13 protein-coding genes are annotated in these 20,209 nt (G+C 37.2%); 7 read left to right on the top strand and 6 right to left on the bottom strand.

Annotated features, from left to right (window positions below):
• The 4 genes from SAGCYANO_RS38490 to SAGCYANO_RS38480 all read left to right on the top strand — a co-directional run.
• The coding region (locus SAGCYANO_RS38490; RefSeq protein ID WP_202224847.1) for a PEP-CTERM sorting domain-containing protein at positions 1-248 on the top strand (248 nt) is incomplete at its 5' end.
• 173 nt (positions 249-421) lie between these two features.
• Positions 422-1,267 carry a transposase gene (locus SAGCYANO_RS38485; RefSeq protein ID WP_237397102.1) on the top strand — a complete coding sequence of 282 codons (846 nt, stop codon included), beginning with the start codon at positions 422-424 and terminating at the stop codon, positions 1,265-1,267.
• Between the two features lie 39 nt (positions 1,268-1,306).
• Complete coding sequence (locus tag SAGCYANO_RS46670) at positions 1,307-1,579, top strand: transposase (RefSeq protein WP_237397101.1); 273 nt, start codon at positions 1,307-1,309, stop codon at positions 1,577-1,579.
• A gap of 612 nt (positions 1,580-2,191) precedes the next feature.
• Positions 2,192-4,402 carry a phosphoketolase gene (locus SAGCYANO_RS38480; RefSeq protein ID WP_202224846.1) on the top strand — a complete coding sequence of 737 codons (2,211 nt, stop codon included), beginning with the start codon at positions 2,192-2,194 and terminating at the stop codon, positions 4,400-4,402.
• Positions 4,403-5,037: 635 nt separating this feature from the next.
• On the opposite strand, the gene SAGCYANO_RS38475 is transcribed toward SAGCYANO_RS38480, so the two are convergent.
• The 4 genes from SAGCYANO_RS38475 to SAGCYANO_RS38450 all read right to left on the bottom strand — a co-directional run bounded on the left by SAGCYANO_RS38475 (position 5,038) and on the right by SAGCYANO_RS38450 (position 12,295).
• Complete coding sequence (locus tag SAGCYANO_RS38475) at positions 5,038-5,589, bottom strand: PEP-CTERM sorting domain-containing protein (RefSeq protein ID WP_202224845.1); 552 nt, start codon at positions 5,587-5,589, stop codon at positions 5,038-5,040.
• 1,249 nt (positions 5,590-6,838) lie between these two features.
• Positions 6,839-7,390, bottom strand: coding sequence for a PEP-CTERM sorting domain-containing protein (locus SAGCYANO_RS38465; protein WP_202224843.1), 552 nt, complete (start codon positions 7,388-7,390; stop codon positions 6,839-6,841).
• 1,319 nt (positions 7,391-8,709) lie between these two features.
• The gene (locus SAGCYANO_RS38455; protein WP_202224841.1) at positions 8,710-9,261 is read right to left on the bottom strand and encodes a PEP-CTERM sorting domain-containing protein; all 552 of its coding nucleotides are present in this window, start codon (positions 9,259-9,261) and stop codon (positions 8,710-8,712) included.
• Positions 9,262-10,819: 1,558 nt separating this feature from the next.
• The gene (locus tag SAGCYANO_RS38450) at positions 10,820-12,295 is read right to left on the bottom strand and encodes a DUF2079 domain-containing protein (RefSeq protein ID WP_202224840.1); all 1,476 of its coding nucleotides are present in this window, start codon (positions 12,293-12,295) and stop codon (positions 10,820-10,822) included.
• An 834-nt stretch (positions 12,296-13,129) separates the two neighbouring features.
• Here SAGCYANO_RS38450 and SAGCYANO_RS38445 point away from each other — a divergent pair.
• Together SAGCYANO_RS38445 and SAGCYANO_RS38440 are read left to right on the top strand one after the other, a co-directional pair.
• Complete coding sequence (locus SAGCYANO_RS38445) at positions 13,130-13,573, top strand: PIN domain-containing protein (protein WP_237397100.1); 444 nt, start codon at positions 13,130-13,132, stop codon at positions 13,571-13,573.
• Positions 13,563-13,787: a hypothetical protein gene (locus SAGCYANO_RS38440; RefSeq protein ID WP_202224839.1), complete on the top strand. Its 225-nt coding sequence runs from the start codon at positions 13,563-13,565 to the stop codon at positions 13,785-13,787. Before SAGCYANO_RS38445 ends, SAGCYANO_RS38440 begins: the two co-directional genes overlap by 11 nt.
• 366 nt (positions 13,788-14,153) lie before the next feature.
• Here the strand turns inward: SAGCYANO_RS38440 and SAGCYANO_RS38435 are convergent, their stop codons facing one another.
• Positions 14,154-15,701 carry a DUF2079 domain-containing protein gene (locus SAGCYANO_RS38435; RefSeq protein ID WP_237397099.1) on the bottom strand — a complete coding sequence of 516 codons (1,548 nt, stop codon included), beginning with the start codon at positions 15,699-15,701 and terminating at the stop codon, positions 14,154-14,156.
• Positions 15,702-16,560: 859 nt separating this feature from the next.
• On the bottom strand, positions 16,561-17,367 hold the full coding sequence (locus SAGCYANO_RS38430; RefSeq protein ID WP_237397098.1) for a sulfotransferase: 807 nt from the start codon (positions 17,365-17,367) through the stop codon (positions 16,561-16,563).
• A 297-nt stretch (positions 17,368-17,664) separates the two neighbouring features.
• On the opposite strand from SAGCYANO_RS38430, the gene SAGCYANO_RS38425 reads away from it, so the two are divergent.
• Positions 17,665-19,929 carry a YCF48-related protein gene (locus tag SAGCYANO_RS38425; RefSeq protein ID WP_202224836.1) on the top strand — a complete coding sequence of 755 codons (2,265 nt, stop codon included), beginning with the start codon at positions 17,665-17,667 and terminating at the stop codon, positions 19,927-19,929.
• Positions 19,930-20,209 lie beyond the last annotated feature (280 nt).

Here is a 20,209-nt window from a genome sequence, read left to right as displayed (position 1 = left end):
GGTACTGGCGACCCAGGGACATTTTTGAGTTACCTGGATCTGGAGTTAATGGAGCTTTCATTGATGGAGGGAGTAGTGCATTAGTTAGTAACAGCCTTAATAGTAATGTGTTAGGAAGGTATAAGTTTTCGGTAAGAGATGGGAAGGTAGTAACTTCAGTTCCTGAACCTGCTTCTATACTTGGTTTATTAGCCCTAAGTGCTTTAGGCACAACTTTCCTGAAACGTAAGCATAAAGAAAAAGTGTAGGTTCACAGGTCTAATTTCTGGCAAACCTACGTCAATTTTAAAACCTAAATTCATTATATCCTTCGGATATTTGTTTGTGAGGAAATGCACCCAAAAATAATATAAAAGTATTAGGTTTGTAACTGTTGGCTAAAATATGGTATTATCTCTTAAAATCTGGGATTATCTGTTTTATGTTACTTGGATTCAAAAGTGAACTACACCCCACAAACAAACAAAAAACATTACTAGCTAAACACGCTGGTGTAGCCCGTCACGCCTGGAATTGGGGATTATGGCTGACTAGAAATATCCTTGCTCACAATTCTCATAATCCTGATAGTAAACTTAAATTTCCTACTGCAATTGACCTGCATAAACTTTTAGTAGCAATGGTTAAACCTAAAAACTTTTGGTACTATGAAGTGTCTAAAACATCGCCTCAATATGCTTTGAGATATTTATCTCTAGCTTGGAAACGTTGTTTTACCAAAGTGTCTGGTCAACCTAGATTTAAGAAAAAAGGTAAAGATGATAGTTTTACTCTAGATGGTTCCATATCAGTAGGTTTTAATCAAATTAAATTACCAAGAATTGGATGGATTAAAACTTATGAAATATTGCCAGACAATATTAATCCCAAGTCAGTAACTATTAGTAGGGTATCTGATAGATGGTTTATCAGTTTCAATTCTAGAGAGAAAGAAACTCAAATTACTGAGAAATCTGTAGATGTAGTTGGTGTAGATTTAGGTATAAAATCTCTAGCTACATTATCCACTGGTGAAGTATTTCCAGGAGCTAAATCCTATAGAAAGTTAGAAGCTAAACTTTCTAGGTTACAATACTTGAATCGACATAAAGTCAAGTTTTCTAATAACTGGAAAAAAGCACAGCTAAAAATAGCGAGACTACACAACAGAATAGCTGACATTAGGAAAGATACATTGCATAAACTAACTACTTACTTAGCCAAAAACCACGGCATTATAGTAATAGAAGACCTTAATGTATCAGGAATGATGGCCAATCACAAGTAGGGGCGAACGGCCGTTCGCCCCTACAAGGCTGTTGCTGACATGGGTTTTTATGAGTTCAGAAGACAGTTACAGTATAAGTGTCAACTATACGGCTCTAAGTTAATCGTTGTTGATAGATGGTTTCCTAGCTCTAAGACTTGCAGTAGGTGTGGTCAGATTAAAGAGTCTCTGTCTTTATCTGAAAGAGTATTCAATTGCGAACACTGCAATTTTAGCTGCGACCGAGACTTGAATGCCGCATTAAATTTAGCTATGGCGGGCAGTTTGCCCGTGACAGCCTGTGGACTGGATAACGCCGACGTTGCCAGGTAGAAACAGGAATAGAACAGATTATTTATAGATAATCATAGATTTATATAGATAATCATAGGTTTCTAAGAACGGTGTATCTCGCTACGGGCAAGTTAGAAGTCAAAAGTCAAAAGTCAAAAGTCATCTCTGACTTACTTTCAGCATTTAATATTGTCCGCGCCCTAATTATGTAGTGCTATATCTCGCAATTTTGTTGTTGAGGCCAAAAATCCTTGAAAAGCAATTTTCTTTTAGAGACTATTTTTAAACAATTAATAATGGCCTGGGATTGACTCAAGAATACTGACAAACCATCAAGCTGAACCTGAAATACATAGTCATATTCTTAACCACATTTATAAAAAAATGTCAATAAGTGAACCACCCATTGTAGGAGTTGAATGAGAGTAGGAGCTTTTGGCATTGATAGTTGAGTTGTAGTCATATTCTTATCTAGTTATCTTTTTGATTTTCTAATGACTTGAACTGTTAAGTTTTTTCAATTTAGATATAAGTTGATAAACATTGCTAGAGCTTATTACTATGCAAAGTAAAGAAATTAACATCGATCCCCGTAGATGTTAAATTATTGTTAACTGAAAATTAGAGAGATAAAATTACAGATAAATTTCTATGACTGCAACAACGCCAAAACCAACAACAGTTCCAGATTTTTGCGAAGGTATCCAATATTTTGGAGAAGCTTGGCCTGATTTTGAGACCCACGGTAATACTCCAGCAATAGCAGAAGGAAGTAAAGCGATCGCCTCACCAAGCGACCCTGCTGGCGTATATCAAACCCTCCTCTATGCTGATGCTCTCCGTTACCTCATGCTACAAGTTACAGGCAGCAAAGCATCAGGACACCCAGGTGGTTTTGCTAGTCAAGCTGAAGCTTATGCAGCACTGGTAATGTTAGGCTACAAAAATATTATGACAGAAGTCGGGCACCATGCCCCCGGTTTTTATAGCGCTGCATTTCTAGACCGCTCCCTAGAAGACATGGAAATTTCCACAGTACAGCAAATGCGCGATCGCTTCCGGGAAATGCATGGACTTCTCGGACACTTATCTGGCTGCATCCCAGGACTTTTAAACCCTGCCGGGCCACTGGGTCAAGGGCAACACTTCGCCATGGCAGCAGCATTATTACACCGCGACACTCTATTTCCATTTACTATGGGAGATGGTGGTATGGGAGAACCTTATCCTGTCAGTAGCATGGCACATTTCAATACTGCTTATCCTGATGTTACCAACTTTTTACCAGTATTAGTGTGGAATGGCTACAGTCAAGAACACCACAGTATGGTATCTACCAAAACCAATGAAGAAATGATTGCCTATTGGAAAGGCAACGGTTTCGCGGAAGTAATACTGGTAGATGCTAAAGACTTCGACGACAAAAACCAAGCAGGAGATTATATAGATAGCAGTGCTTTCTCTTTTGAAAAGCGTCTAGAATTCACAAAAGCTGTATTAGAAAATGTGGATAAAGCTGCAAAATCTGCTCTCGGTGGCAAACTCACCATTTTTATTATCAAACAACTTAAGGGTACAGGGGTTCATGCTAGAGGTTCAAAATCTCATAACCTCTATCCTAAAGATACTCTCGACAGTCCCCACATGATCGATGCTCTCAAAGAACGTGCTTTACCAGTAGCAGGTTGGGAATTAGTCCGGAAAAATTGCGAACGTGCTGGTGGGGGTCCTGCTTCTAAAACAGTTGTGACTGAATTTGAATACCCATTGTCAGATTTAGGAAAACTACCTTTAGAAGAATTTGCTGTTGATGGAGAAAAGAAAGTTGCCACAACTGCAATGGGAGCATTAATAGCTCACGTCGGGCAAAAAGACCCTAATTTCTTGCTCACAAATGCTGACGGTAATGCTGCATCGGGTATTAATAATGTCAATCAGGCGTTGAAAATTATTCACCCCACCTCTGACGACCTTTATTTCCAAGGTCCGAAAGGTCAGGTTTATGAACCTTTGAGCGAAGATGCTTGTGCTGGTATGGCTGCAGGTCTGGCATTAATGGGAGCGCGTACAGTTTGGTGTTCTTATGAATCTTTTGCTATTAACGGCGTACCTATTTGGCAGACTGTTACTCAAGCAATGGCAGAGTTACGTCACGTCACTCCTTCAACAATTACATTATTTACTGCGGGTGCATTGGAGCAGGGGCGCAATGGTTGGACGCATCAACGCCCGGAAATTGAGGCTTACTTTGCAGCGATGATGCGCAATGGTAATGTATTCGCACTGTTTCCGCCCGATGCTAATAGTATTCAAGTTTGTTATGATTGGGCTTTGACTACTAAGAATAAGGGTGTGACTATTACTGCGAGTAAGTCACCGTTACCTATTCGGACTACTTTTGAACAGACAAGACAAGGGTTGCAGGATGGTGCTGTTGTTTTGTCTGAGGTTGCCGGGGATAAAACTGTTGTGTTTGCAGTGGTGGGAGATATGCCATTAATTCCAGTATTTGAGGCTGCTGCTGCTCTGGAAGCTGGAGGTGTTGGCGTGCGGATAGTTTCTGTAATTAACCCCCGGCGTTTGTATCGTCCCCAGGATACAGGTTGGGATAGTTGCTCTGAAGCTGATGGCGGATTTTTAGATGATGCTGGCTTTGAAAAGTTATTCGGTGGTGATGCGTTGATCGGGGTGACTGGTGGCGCGAGTTTGATGTTGGAACCAATTATGTTACGGAGTCAGGTTAAGCGGGATACTTTTGCTTGGCGTCGGGGTGAGACTGCTTCTAGTGCTGGTCAGGTGATGGCTTTTAATGGTATCACGGCTGAGGCGTTGAAGGGACGAGCGATCGAATTGCTGAATTAAATGGTAGGGGTTTAGTTTCCAAAGTATTTCGCGGAAGTTAAAAGTCAAAAGCGAGTGCGTAATTCTGAGGTTTCCTACGGGGCGTATAAAGTGCGGAAGTAATTCCGCACACAGCCCCTCCAGAATATAAGACGCACTCAAGACAGTTAAAAGTAAAAAATTAGATTTTATAGGCTCAAAACTTTGACACTACAGTAATTTCAAGAAATTGTTTCACTTATGTAGTTTGAAACTATTTGTGACATCCTTAAAGTGAATTGGTACAAACTCATCCTAGGTCATCCTACACAAACGGCAGTAAATACCTATGGGAATTTATTGCTAATAATTTGAAGACTGTTATTGGTATCGATATTAATTACTTTACCACTCGAAGTTCTAAACAAACCTCATTGAACTGGTAATATCATCTCCGATTGAATAATTATAAATTAGCAACGCCAGGGAGTAGACAGAATCAATAGATTCACCATGTATAGATATAGAACCCTTTTGATAGTTATTTATATAGTTAAAGTTAAAGTTATAGATGGAGATATGGGGAGATTGGATCATGTTTCTACCTTTTCCCCCTATTCTCGTTCCTGAATTTCTGGAGTTGTGCACTCAATTGTAGAAAGTCGCTTCAGAGTTAATTATCCTCGTTTTGCTTTGCGTAAAGTAGTTAGACCTAATGTAGTTATTCCTAGTAAACCAATCATTGTGGAAGGTTCTGGTACTCTTTTTGTCTCTAGGGAAACTGACCAAGAAGCTTGATCTCCATGTGCAGCTAGGAACAAACCTGTCCAGTGGGTAATATGCCCTTCTTCATCTTCAACAGTTCCAGCAAAGTTATATTCTACGTTTGTTGGGTCATCTACTTCTATTGCTGATGTGAGGGTGAAACTGTAGTCTATACCTCCTGATTCAGAAGTGAAAAAATGATCGATGGGATTCATAGTAGAAACACTTGAGAAACTCTCAGTACTAACAGTACCCATAGAGAAGGCCGGAGCTAGAAAATCTCCTGTTCCTAGATACATCATATCCTCAAGCTCGATTCTGATTTCATCTCCATTAAACTGAAGACCAGAAACTTCTAAAGTACCTGAAAGTGCAGCAGCTTGAGCTTCAGTGGCGACACCCAGAGCAATACAACCAGTTCCGATAGTAGCGAGTGTAATTTGCTTGAGGTAGTTAGTAGTCATTGTTGATATCTCCTGAGTAAGTTATTGGTTGTTGTCTTAACAAGCTTTGTTTGTTTTGACATCCTTATTATTACTGAATACTTATGACGTTACTAGGTAGAAAATACGGAACTTTTTACTTTATATTTGCTTCATAAAACTGGTGTTAGTACTGATATTAAGTCTGGATTTGCAAGCCCCCTATCCTGATTATATCCCTATTATCCCAGTTACGGTGTTCCCTATTCCCTGATTTCATAATTATTCAAGGGGAGATGATATTACAGCAGCATGGCAAAGGAAAAAAGCTGATTATTCGGGACTGAAACGCTTTTGAATTTCCAATAAATAAACATGACCCCGGCAGCATTCCGCAGAAAAAGAACTCTCGAAAATGCCACGGCCAAGGTCATTTCAGTTATCAGTTATCAGTTATCAGTTATCAGGCACGCCTCCTATGGTCAGAACTGCGTTAACAGTTATCAGTTATCAGTACCTCTGCCTAAAGTATTGGGATTGAAGTATTGAAGTTGATTTTTTTTCATCCCCTTGTAGAGCGGTAGCTCGTCGCTCCGCCAATGGGAGGCTTGAGACCTAATTTTTTGGTCAATCTTTGTTTTGTACGGCTCATGCTTCAGAGATTGGCGTTCGCGCAGCTTCGCCTCAGCAGTATCGCCTCAATTTTGATACTAAATGGGTTCTATATGTATATGTATGGTGGAGAACATCAAATAGGAGCTAGTGCAATTCAAATAGCGAAGGGATATGTAGCAAATATTTTGGCGTAGGAAAAAAACTGTAGAAAAATTAAATGAATGAGGGTTCCCTAAAGGGGCTTTGTTACCTTGAAGAAGTTTACTCCAGGGAATAGGATGGGCGTAAATCAAACTAGCAACTCGTCTCCAATTACTCCCATCATATTTGTTGAACTCCTCCGCTCTCAACAAACACTGTGGTATTTTTTTCTGATAATTTTCCAGCGATACGGTCAATCACTAAAGCAGCTGCAGCTCGAAGTTCTAAATAAACTTCGTTGGAGTGGTAATATCATCTCCGATTGAATAATTATAAATTAGCAACGCCAGGGAGTAGACAGAATCAATAGATTCACCATGTATAGATATAGAACCCATTTGATAGTTATTTATATAGTTAAAGTTATAGATAGAGATATGGGGAGATTGGATCATGTTTCTACCTTTTCCCCCTATTCTCGTTCCTGAATTTCTGGAGTTGTGCACTCAATTGTAGAAAGTCGCTTCAGAGTTAATTATCCTCGTTTTGCTTTGCGTAAAGTAGTTAGACCTAATGTAGTTATTCCTAGTAAACCAATCATTGTGGAAGGTTCTGGTACTCTTTTTGTCTCTAGGGAAACTGACCAAGAAGCTTGATCTCCATGTGCAGCTAGGAACAAACCTGTCCAGTGGGTAATATGCCCTTCTTCATCTTCAACAGTTCCAGCAAAGTTATATTCTACGTTTGTTGGGTCATCTACTTCTATTGCTGATGTGAGGGTGAAACTGTAGTCTATACCTCCTGATTCAGAAGTGAAAAAATGATCGATGGGATTCATAGTAGAAACACTTGAGAAACTCTCAGTACTAACAGTACCCATAGAGAAGGCCGGAGCGTTAAAACTTCCTGTTCCTCCATACATCATATCCTCAAGTTCGATTCTGATTTCATCTCCATTAAACTGAAGACCAGAAACTTCTAAAGTACCTGAAAGTGCAGCAGCTTGAGCTTCAGTGGCGACACCCAGAGCAATACAACCAGTTCCGATAGTAGCGAGTGTAATTTGCTTGAGGTAGTTAGTAGTCATTGTTGATATCTCCTGAGTAAGTTATTGGTTGTTGTCTTAACAAGCTTTGTTTGTTTTGACATCCTTATTATTACTGAATACTTATGACGTTACTAGGTAGAAAATACGGAACTTTTTACTTTATATTTGCTTCATAAAACTGGTGTTAGTACTGATATCAAGTCTGGATTTGCAAGTCCCCTATCCTGATTATATCCCTATTATCCCAGTTACGGTGTTCCTATTCCCTGATTTCATAATTATTCAAGGGGAGATGATATTACAGCAGCATGGCAAAGGAAAAAAGCTGATTATTCGGGACTGAAACGCTTTTGAATTTCCAATAAATAAACATGACCCTGGCAGCATTCCGCAGAAAAAGAACTCTCGAAAATGCCACGGCCAAGGTCATTTCAGTTATCAGTTATCAGTTATCAGTTATCAGGCACGCCTCCTATGGTCAGAACTGCGTTAACAGTTATCAGTTATCAGTACCTCTGCCTAAAGTAAAGTGAATTGAAATATTGAAGTTGATTTTCTCTTGGTCTGATGGATATGGCGAGGTTTCGGAGCCATCCCACCCTCCGGGAAGCTGCGCTACGACCGCTTTTTCATCCCCTTGTAGAGCGGTAGCTCGCGGCTCCGCCAATGGGAGGCTTGAGACCTAATTTTCTGATCAATCTTTGTTTTGTACGGCTCATGCTTCAGAGACTGGCGTTCGCGCAGCTTCGCCTCAGCAGTATCGCCTCAATTTTGATACTAAATGGGTTCTATATGTATATGTATGGTGGAGAACATCAAATAGGAGCTAGTGCAATTCAAATAGCGAAGGGATATGTAGCAAATATTTTGGCGTAGGAAAAAAACTGTAGAAAAATTAAATGAATGAGGGTTCCCTAAAGGGGCTTTGTTACCTTGAAGAAGTTTACTCCAGGGAATAGGATGGGCGTAAATCAAACTAGCAACTCGTCTCCAATTACTCCCATCATATTTGTTGAACTCCTCCGCTCTCAACAAACACTGTGGTATTTTTTTCTGATAATTTTCCAGCGATACGGTCAATCACTAAAGCAGCTGCAGCTCGAAGTTCTAAACAAACCTCGTTGGAGTGGTAATATCATGTCCGATTGAATAATTATAAATTAGCAACGCCAGGGAGTAGAAATAATCAATAGATTCACCATGTATAGATATAGAACCCATTTGATAGTTATTTATATAGTTAAAGTTATAGATAGAGATATGGGGAGATTGGATCATGTTTCTACCTTTTCCCCCTATTCTCGTTCCTGAATTTCTGGAGTTGTGCACTCAATTGTAGAAAGTCGCTTCAGAGTTAATTATCCTCGTTTTGCTTTGCGTAAAGTAGTTAGACCTAATGTAGTTATTCCTAGTAAACCAATCATTGTGGAAGGTTCTGGTACTCTTTTTGTCTCTAGGGAAACTGACCAAGAAGCTTGATCTCCATGTGCAGCTAGGAACAAACCTGTCCAGTGGGTAATATGCCCTTCTTCATCTTCAACAGTTCCAGCAAAGTTATATTCGACGTTTGTTGGGTCATCTACTTTTATTGCTGATGTGAGGGTGAAACTGTATTCATCATCTCCTGATTCAGAAGTGAAAAAATGATCGATGGGATTCATAGTAGAAACATTTGAGAAACTCTCAGTACTAACAGTACCCATAGAGAAGGCCGGAGCTAGAAAATCTCCTGTTCCTAGATACATCATATCCTCAAGCTCGATTCTGATTTCATCTCCATTAAACTGAAGACCAGAAACTTCTAAAGTACCTGAAAGTGCAGCAGCTTGAGCTTCAGTGGCGACACCCAGAGCAATACAACCAGTTCCGATAGTAGCGAGTGTAATTTGCTTGAGGTAGTTAGTAGTCATTGTTGATATCTCCTGAGTAAGTTATTGGTTGTTGTCTTAACAAGCTTTGTTTGTTTTGACATCCTTATTATTACTGAAGACTTATGACGTTACTAGGTAGAAAATACGGAACTTTTTGCTTTATATTTGCTTCATAAAACTGGTGTTAGTACTGATATTAAGTTTGGAGCATAGCAATTTGGAAAAAACCTATCCTCTTATATCCCTATTATCCCAGTTACGGTGCTTCCTATTCCCTGATTTGATAATTATTCAAGGGGAGATGATATTAATATTGATGAGACATCTGCTCCACCCATAGGGAGTAGGGGGAAAGAATTGATAATTTTTGTGGGGTAGTTGATTTGATTTTTGATGCTCGCCAGATGTCTATGAGATTAATATAAATTTCTTTTGTCTTTGATATAAAAAATCCTGATAGCGGTTTTCAATATAGATAGACTACAGTGGCCAAAGTATTCTCCTGCCCCCTATTCCCTCACCCAAAAGAATTTTGTCGTCTACTTAAGTTAAAACTGCTTTCAGTAAACTGGAGTTTGTACCCTACCTAATGTAGCTATCCTGAGTAATACTGATTATATAAAAAATTTGGCAACACTGTTGTAACCAAATTGTGATCTGTGTTTTGATTTTTCAGGACTTACGCATTTTTTCGATAAAAATGTCATATATACCATAGTGCTATAGTTTTTATCTACTATATCTAGTGCTTTTGCCTAAGTCCTATTTTTCATATGGGGTTTGAGACTCCCACGCTGATCTAGAAAATTACTGGTGAATTTGATGGCGGGTTTGATCTCAAATCTGGTTGAATACTTGTTATATACAGGACTAATGCCATTCGCCTCTACATATAGCGTTTTCAAGGTGAATTTGCGTAAGTCCTGATATATATATATAGGTGGGGAGATGGGGACTCACCCCTAACCCCTCCGGTGGAGGTCAATTTATTTTCACCAGAGAAAAAAGGAGGAGGTGGGGAGTGTGGGAAGCACAGGATCTCAAAAAAATATAGGGTTGTAAATATTCTCTGACGACAAATAATTAGCCCTGCTCCCAGGAGGGGAATTCAGGAGTCAGGAGTCGTATGGGAATGGCTTCAATACCATTTTTGAGCTAGGAAATACTCTTTTTTATCAAAGGGACATCTCCCTTTAAAGTCTTTTAATCACGCTTATTATTCGTAACATTCTTTTTTCAAAATGGTATAACTGATTCAAACATGACTAATGGTGTTGATAACGATCACTAATTTTCTTGTTGCCAGACCGTAAGCGTTTCCTGTGGAATTCTGCGCAAACAGCTATTAGGATTTCCTACGGAATTCTCCGCAAACAGCATTTCCGTTTGTCATGCGCTCGCATTCAGATGTATGAATGTAATAACTTACTCAGGTTAGCTGATCGCTTTTTTCTTTCAGTCCGAATGCGGAAGCAAACATATTTCACTCCTTGGAGACTCATTCCTCCTTCGATGCGGTCGTGAGTTAATAACTCATAGCTGAATGCTGACCGCTGAATGCTTACGCCAGACCTGCTTTTCAAATATTGATGATTGATTATTTAATTTCAAATAAATAGACATCATCCCGTTCGTAACTAAGCTGAAATTCTGAATTAACTTTGAGTTTATCTACTAATTTCTGTGAATATTCTTGACTACTTTTCCACCCTGGATGACGTACATTTACCAAAATATAATCATACTCAACTAATGCTTCAGTTTTTGGTAATTCATCTTCTTCAACAATTAACTTAATGAACTGACGATGAGTTAAATGAGGCGTAATTTCAGAAGTAGTAAAAACACCACCTTTTGTATCAACTAAAGCAACTGCTTCTCGTGCTGCTTGCCAAGTATCTAGATAATCTAAATAAATAGACCAAAAATACCCATATTTAGCCAAAGCTAAAAATCCAATGCAAGACCAAATAATAATAAATTTTGGTAAGCGATCGCCAACTATTGTAGATATATTTTCAGCTTTATCTGTTTGAGGTCGGCGTAAATTCCACAGCCAATACCATAAACCACATTTTCCATCAGCAATAGTATAAATTACAGCCATTAATAAGAAAGGTAATATTGGCAAAGAATACTGATGAATTAAGTCTCGTTGAGCATCAATTTTAGAGAGAATATTCATCGCAAAAACGGGAGATGCTGCTATTAAAGGAGTTAAATATTTAGGAGCAAGCCACCAAATTACAGGCAGATTTAGTAATAGTAAATATTCTAGAGTTTTCAGTGAAATTAATTTGCCAAGCACCAGTTCGGGTCTTAAAAACATATTCAGTAAAATTTCTTGTATGGAGCTTCCTAAATATCGATAACGTCCGACTCCTCCTGGTGGTTGACCATCTCTAAAATAAGGTATCAGTGCTTGAGTAGCAATAATAAACCAAACTGTACCAGCAAACAAAGCTATTGCTCCGCACAGTCGCTTTTTTTCATAGAAATATAACCAAAAACCCATTCCTGCTACAGGTAAAGATAAAGCACCTTTGCAACCTAAAACCCAAATAATAGCCACACAAAACCAAAGAGTTTTATCTAATTTTGCTGCTAAAATTGCTCCTAACATTGCTGGCAATGCCATTACTTCTGGATGAAAATCAAATAAATTGAGATTGAATACTACTGGGTATGATAAATAAACTATTGCCATAGCAAAAGCAAGTTTTTTATTTAAGCCAGCATGACGTGCTAAACTCCAGGTAGGAATTGTTCCTATTGCTAAACAAATGGCTTGTATTAGTAATAACCAATAGACGGAAGGATAAATTTTATAAAGTAATGCCACAGGATACATTGACCAAGCAGCATGATTTCCTAAATGATGTACTTCTAAGAAGGAAGAAATAGGGGGTAAACCTTGACTTATTAAATAAGTAACTTGGTCATAAATTCCCATTTCAAAAGCGCTAGATTGAAATAATAAATGACGGACACTGCTAGAAATAAATAAAATTATGGCAGCAATGATAGTTATTTGAAGTAGAATATCAGATTTTAATCGTTTGAGAATTATCATTTTTAGCGGGCAGTATATCGCGTTCTCCTAAAGACTTTATAAATGTATAAATAGTCTCTAAAAGCAATTTATGGAATTGGTAATTGGTGGGATTATTTTCTACTAGGGGTGATACCAATCACTTACTCTGGTTAAATATTTAGAGGTATTAGAAACAGATTAATTTTAAAGTTTTATCTCTTGATTTACCAACGCCCTATTTATTTATCAATTCTTGAGAAAGTAGTATGCGTTGTCAATTTTTTGACGAAGATATGCTCGCTCTGCTTGTTCGTTACATTCAGGATGTTTATCAAGAAAATATGTTATGTAGCTTCCTGCAAAAAATCACTTAGTTGCCCTCTTGTAAACCTGGATCCTCCACCCAACTGACTTGAGTCCTGAGTAAAAATTAAACTTTGTAGCGACGAAATGCGATTTTGTATGTAATCAACAGCTTCTTTGCAAGTCATAGTTTGAGCAGAAGCAGCACCGTGAAAAAAAACAATAGTCCCGGCTGCTAGCAAAAATCCAACCAATAAATTTCTCAGTTTACTCATAATATAAAAGTCTCCTTCTTGATAAAGAACTTAACGATAAATTACGAGCTTAAGTATATACTATATTTATATTTTTTATAACTAATTACTTTATTAAAACTTTACAAAATAGCTAAAATTGACAAAAACCAGTTGACCATATCCCAACTAGCCTAAACTCCATCAACACAGCCAGTTATTCTAGTGTTAAACCTCCTTTACTGACCAAATGACTAATCTAACCCCAAAAATTTTAGATAATGTTAGCATAAATAAGAAAAAATAAATGCTAACTTAATTCAGGAGGTAGCATGATGTGATTAGGGTTTATTTAGATACCAGTGTTTATAATCGTCCTTTTGATGACCAAACACAGAATAAAATAGCCTTAGAAACTGAAGCAGTTTTGTTAATTTTAGGGATGATTAAAAATCGAGAGATTGAATTAGTTAACTCAGAACCGATAGAATATGAAAATATATTTAATTCCGATCTAACCAGACAAGAAAAAATCACAAACTTTTTGACTTTAGCAACCATTTATCAAAAAATGGAACAATCAGAAGAAAAACGAGCTAAACAACTACAAAATCAGGGAATTAAATTACTTGATTCTTATCATGTGGCTTGTGCTGAAGCTTCACAAAGTGATTACTTTATAACTTGCGACCGAAGATTGATTAACCGCTGTCAAACTTTATCAACCATTAAAACTGTTGATCCTATTGATTTTATCACTGAGGTATCTTATGACAACTAGAACAACTAACGAAAAAGAAGTGATTCAAGAAGCACTTTTAATTCTTAAAGATCATTTAGAACCCTTAAAATTTTTCCAATTTGTTGCGGCTTGTAATTTAGGGGCAGGAGATTATCTTGAATTCAAAGATAAACTATTTGAACATGAAACCCACGAAAGCTTGTATCAAAAAATTATTGAATTTAGAAAAGCCAAAGAAATAATTGATAATTGATAATGGATAATGAATAATGAAAACTATCTCTAATTAGGGTTTGCTGAATCAAGTCTTTTCGTAAGGGTAGGGGTCATTTCAGTTATCAGTACCTCCTACTTAAGTAGGAGGCTTAAAATACTGAATCAGATATTTTTTTTCCCTTGAAAGGGGAAGCTTGAGACCTTATTTCTTGATCAGGATAAATAGGAATTACAGAGGAGGTAGTAGGAATAATTGTATGAGCTATTTTTCTGTCATAGTCAACTCAAAATGCTAATTTTTTTTAACCTGAGAGACTTCAAAGCTTGCACTTTAGTTTCGACCTAAAAAAACTAAAATATTTACCTGAAAGAGCTGTGATATTTAATCAGCAACCCCTAGTTATCAATTATCAATTCTTAATTCCTTCTTTCTTCTTCCAAATACCAATACATCATTCTCCTGATAACTTAATTCCCATTCTTGGTTATTTTGGAGATTTTGAGAAAGAATAATACCAGCTTCCTCAGTATCCGGCCAGGGATGACGTAAATTCAGAACTACATAATCAAATTCATCTAAATTATCTGGCTCTGTTTGATTTAATAATTTTACTGTTGAACGATGAGTAAAATGGGGTGCTAATCTATTATCTGTAAGTACTCCTCCTTCAGTTTTGACATAAGTAATTGCATTTTTTGTTGCTTGCCAAGTATCCAAACTCTGCCAATATAAAAATAAATCTGCTACATTGCCAAGCAATAAAAACATTAAAACAGACCACAAAACAATCATTTTAGGAGCTTGAAAATTTGGTACTGATAATCTCAGATTAAATTTGGGAATTTCTAACTCTCTTTTCCAAGATAAATCTAATGAAATGTTATTTTCTTCAGTTTTTGAAGCTGCTGCTAAACAAGAAATTACTGCTAATAATAAAAAAGCGATCGCTGGCAACGAATATTGATAATTTAAACTTCTTTGAAACGATACTTCAGACAACACATTCAAAATAATTGTGGGAATAGTTGGAATAAGAGGGATAAGATGAGGCAAAATAACCTGGTTTGTCTGAAGTAGAGGAAATATTCCCCAAATTACAGGTAAAAATAACAGACAAATATATTTGATAGTCTCAAAAGATAATATCTTCCCTAACACTACCCCTGGTTGTAGCAAAATATTAATCATAATTCCCACAACAGAATCTCCCAGATAACTATAACGTCCTACTCCAGCTACCTCTTCACCACTGAAAAAAGGAATAATTCCTTGAGTGACAAGCACAAACCAAAAAATACCTAAACAAAAAGCAACTAAACCACAAAACTTTCGCCTTTCAAAAGTTAGTAACCAAACACCCATAAAAACTACAGTTAATGATAAAACTGCCTTGCAACCTAACACCCAAATAATTGCCAGACAAAACCAGAAAATACGTTGCAGTCTAGCAGCTAAAATAGCAGCTAAAATAGCAGGCAATGCCATAACTTCTGGGTGAAAATCAAATAAATTAATATTGAAAACAACTGGGTAAAAGAGATAGGAAATAGCGATCGCTACTGCTTGTCCTTGATTTAAACCCGCCTGTTTGGCCAAACACCAAGTAGGCCAAGCTCCCAAGGCCAAACATATAGCTTGTGCCAAAAGTAGCCAGTGTACATTAGGATAAATCAGATAAAATAATCCCAGAGGATAGACTGCCCAAGCAGCATGATTTCCCAGATGGTGATAGCCCAAAAAAGAAGAAATGGGAGATTCTCCTTGACTAATCAAGTATGTAACTTGGTCATAAATGCCTAAGTCAAAACCAGTAGAATAAAATAAGGCGTGGCGTAAACTACTACAGAGAAAGAAAATCAAGGCTGCAACAATTATTATCCTACTCACAACAGGTGGTGGAAAAAGCGTCATATTTTTAAATCCCACATTCCGCAAGTCAATTTGTAACAAAAAAAGTAGCACAAAGCACAAAAACTGGCTATTCTCTAAGTATTTATATCGCGTAAATTATCTTTATTGGCCTTTTTCATTAATTGATAATTGATAATGGATAATTGATAATTACCTCGGGTTTTAACCGTTACGGAATTGAATATAAGGAAATATTATTTCTTCTCTTGGTTGATTGGATATGGCGAGGGGACCTCGCCATCCCTCAACCGCTTATTTCCCCGATCAAGGGGAGGCTTCAAGGCGCGAATTATTTAATTATTAATTATTAATTATTAATTATTAATTATTCGGTAAGAGTCAAATTATCAGGAAAATATTAAGTACAAATAATTAATTTATTTCGAGCTATTGGCGACCACTACTCCCTCCTGACTGTACGTCGTCAATTCGACAGCTTTCGTATTTGACTATTTATTTTTATATACTAGGTTTTGAAGTGCGGAATGTAAGTTAAATCTTATTTTTTGCCTCTTTTTCAACAAGTATTCCCATAATTTTTTTTACTCATGTTCTGAAGAGCTTATACTGATAACTGATAACTGATAACTGATAACTGAAATGACCAGGCATTAATGCTATAAAAACTTCAATTATTAAGCAATTAATTAACACAGGTTGAATAACCTTTTTGATAATTATTAGCTAGGAGCGTGTTAATTATTGATGTTTTCATACCAATTCCCATGCATTATTGCTATACTTGGGCAGTACTTCAGTTGTCAACTTATCGGTACAAACAAAATCACTTTGCATGCTAATTTCAGCTAAGTTAATGTTAATTATTCTTATTTTTGCTTCTCCCCCACTCCCCCACTCCCCCACTCCCTACTCCCCTACTCAAGTTTGAGAAACGGTATTAGTTGAGATTTTTCACAAAGCTACAATACTCAGAAAGTGTTAAAGCACAATTTTCAAACTGTTTAATCCCTTCTGCAATTGATGTCGGAGTTATTTTTTGTTCTAATTTTCTAGGGTTTCTGACAATACGACCTGCTTTGATATTCTCTTTAGAATCACCTATTCCGGGTCTTCCTGTTTTATTCGTTACTTTGTATTCCTCCGAAAATTCTGATTGTGTTCCAAGAACTTTTTTTAAAGCATCAAAAACTAAGTCCGTCTGATTCAGAAGTTGATCGTAGGAAATTATCAAAGTACGTTCTTTATTATTAATTAACTTTGCATATTTTTCTAAAGTGGATAAGCGATTTAAATAATAAGTTAATGCTTTTTCTTCACTCCAGTGTGGCTTGAGATCGAGAATACTAGCTATTGTTCTCTCTGGATCTCTGATCAGAAATATACTATATAAATTTTCCGAATTTAACAATTCTTCATATAAAAAGTTTTTGTTATGTAAAGCTTTATCCAGAATATATTTATGATTCATTCTCAAATTCTTTAAGTCTTGTAACCTGCGAATATTTTGGGTTTTACGATACACTTTAAATACTAATTTATTCAAATCCAATTCAGAGGCATATTGAATGTGAGTTTCACCATATCCTAAGATTTCTGTATGAGAACTTAATATATTAGCTAGTAATGAAGAACCAGAACGCATATGGCTGAGAATAAAAACGAACTTGTATGGTTCAGTTCTGAACATTGCTCGGTATGGATCTTCAACTTGATTGATTCTCAAGTCATAATACTTATAAATCATGTCATTTTTAAGAACTCGGATAGATTGACGTATTTTCTGGATTAAATTATTCATATTTCACAGAAATCAAAATTTTTTATATAATATCTTATTTAGAAAATGCTAGTAAGGTTTACTAAGTTTTTAAGATCATAAATGACATAATGATATGATTTTTCCCAAGAGATAGACCCTGGTCATGCAAATGCTTATATTTGAGGTGATGTTAAAAATAAATTAGAAGACTATGAGGAGGCAATTGTCCCACTGTTATGTTCTATAACTTGTGTAAGTCCAATTAGTTAGGAGATAATTTTTATGACTCAAAGCCTTTCCCGAATCACACAATTTGTCAGATTAGTATTAGTTGCCTTCCTAATGGCAATACTTGTGAATATGGGTATCTCAGTGGCGCATCGTCCACATGATGTTGTCACACACGTTGAAGTATCACCAAATTATCAACAAGACCAGACAGTATTAATTGTTGTTAGAAATAACCTGTATCGTTCATCTGATGGAGGCGTTTCATGGCAGCGTATTACTAAGGGTTTAGATTATTCTAGTTTGTTTATCACAGATCTGGAGTTGAGTCAGCAAAATGATGGTTTTGCATTTCTGGGAACACTTGGAGATGGAATCTATCGCTCATCAGACAAAGGACTTACCTGGCAAAATACCAGTAAAGGTTTAGATGAACTTACTATAGACCATATAATTGTTTCACCAACTTCATCAAAAATTGTCCTAGCAAGTATATCCGATCGACTCTACTTAACTCAAAATTCTGGGGATAGTTGGCAACAGGTCTTCCAAAGTAAAAATCCTATTGAAGCTCTGGGTTTTTCTAATGATGGCAAATTAGTTATTGCTGCCAATACAAAGGAACTCTTAGTCTCTCGCGACAGTGGAGCAACTTGGCAAGCTAGCGATCGCTCTGCATCTGGCCTACCACTAGATAGTCCAATTGTTGCTATTGAGCCTATGCTAGGTGGACCAGTCGGTTCAATGTGGCTTGGGACTGAAACCCAGGGTATTTTTCAAACCACTGACCAAAGCAAAACTTGGACAAAACAGGTAACTCCGATTGCCAATGAGCTTATTAAAGATATCAAAATTATTCCAGACTCCCAAAATGAACCACAACTGTTCGTTTCCACGGCAAATACTGGGTTATTTTACTGGGATGGCCAAGAATGGCAAGGAAAAACTCAGGGACTCATAATTGATCCTCAAGCTGAAGATATGAAGCAACCTAGCTTTACTGAACTGGAGTTCTCTACAGATGGCAGCGTGAGTTTCCTGGCAGGTTTTGATGGTCTCTTCAAGTCTGAAGACCGGGGGGAAAATTGGCAAGACTTAGAAACCATACTTAGGAGTACAGTGGTTGCAATGGCAGTTTCTAATGATTCAACTTTGGTAACTGTAGACTACGTTGGCCACATTAATATCAGTAGCGATGGCGGTCAAACTTGGAAGATTGCTGAAAGAGGTCTCCAAGAACCTTGGTTTACTAGAAAGTGGGAATCACTACCACCAAACTACGATCCTCGTCGCTACTTTGATGTGGCTTTTTCTCCAAACTACGATCGAGATCAAACAATATGGGCATCACTACTCTGGACAAAGGTAGCAAGAAGTCAGGATGGGGGTATCTCCTGGTCAATTACTTCTATGCCTAAAGAAGAACGTGGACTTACAATAGGTGTTTCTCCAGACTTCTCGAACGATAAGACTGTTTACATCCTAGCTCAGAAGGGTAATGTCTATCGGTCTCAAAATGGAGGTAAAGACTATCAGAAAGTTGGTGAGGTTCCATCTCTTCAAGGCAACACTGGTCCGTCTATTGCTTTGTCCCCTAATTTTGCTAGCGATCGTACTATCTATGTCACTGGAGAGAAGGGAATCTACAAGAGTACCGACGCGGGGAAAAACTGGGAAGCAATAAGTGAAAATACAGCTTTAGCAGAAGCAGGAAAAATGCAGATAGTTATTTCTCCAGGCTTTGCACAGGATCAAACTTTATTTGTTAGTACCAGGGGTCGAGGTCTTTTTCAATCACAAGACGGAGGAAAAACTTGGAACCAGCAACTCACTATACCTGGATTAGGTACTGACTCCCCTGAGTTGGAAGCTATTGCTATTTCACCAAACTATGAAAACGATCAAACACTTGTGTTGGGTGTGCTAGGTCTTGGGTTATACAAAAGTGAAGATGGAGGGCAATCATTTAAACAAATTGCAGATGGTTCATTACCCGTATCAAGAATAGGCAATGTGCCTTCATCAGGAAAGCCAATTGTTTTTTCACCAAACTATGTTAATGATAGGACTATCTACAGCTTTGGTTCAGCCAGTTTGGAAATATTCAAGTTAACAACAGATAATGGAAAGACCAAAGAAACTTTAGCTATTCAAAATACTGAGTCAATGGGAGAACTAAATTTTCTCAGCAATATTCGGTTAGTTTTATATGTCTATCAAAGTTTATTTAAAAAAGCTTTAGTCGTGTTAGTCGCGATAGTAGGAGGGATAATTATCTACCTATGGTTAATCAGAAAACATCTTCAAAGGAAACTTTAGCTACTAAAATTGGGAGCGATCGCATCAAAATTTAACTAGCAATCGCTCTATTTACTATGCGCTATATATATATCGTCTTTGCGTAAGTTCTGTTAATATCAAATCCGCTCGGGTTCGGTATAAAAAAATGTTCCATTTCCTCATCTCCCCAGCCTATTTATCAAATTACTACAAAATGAGGTCTAAAGCGTCCCCTTTTAAGGGGATGAAAAATTTTCAATTCAGTATTTTCAAGCCTCCAGCTTTAGTGGTCGGTACTGATAACTGATAACTGATAACT

This window comes from Okeania sp. KiyG1, from assembly GCF_014132355.1.
Taxonomy (GTDB): domain Bacteria; phylum Cyanobacteriota; class Cyanobacteriia; order Cyanobacteriales; family Microcoleaceae; genus Okeania.
This window is presented reverse-complemented; position numbering and strand designations above follow the sequence as displayed.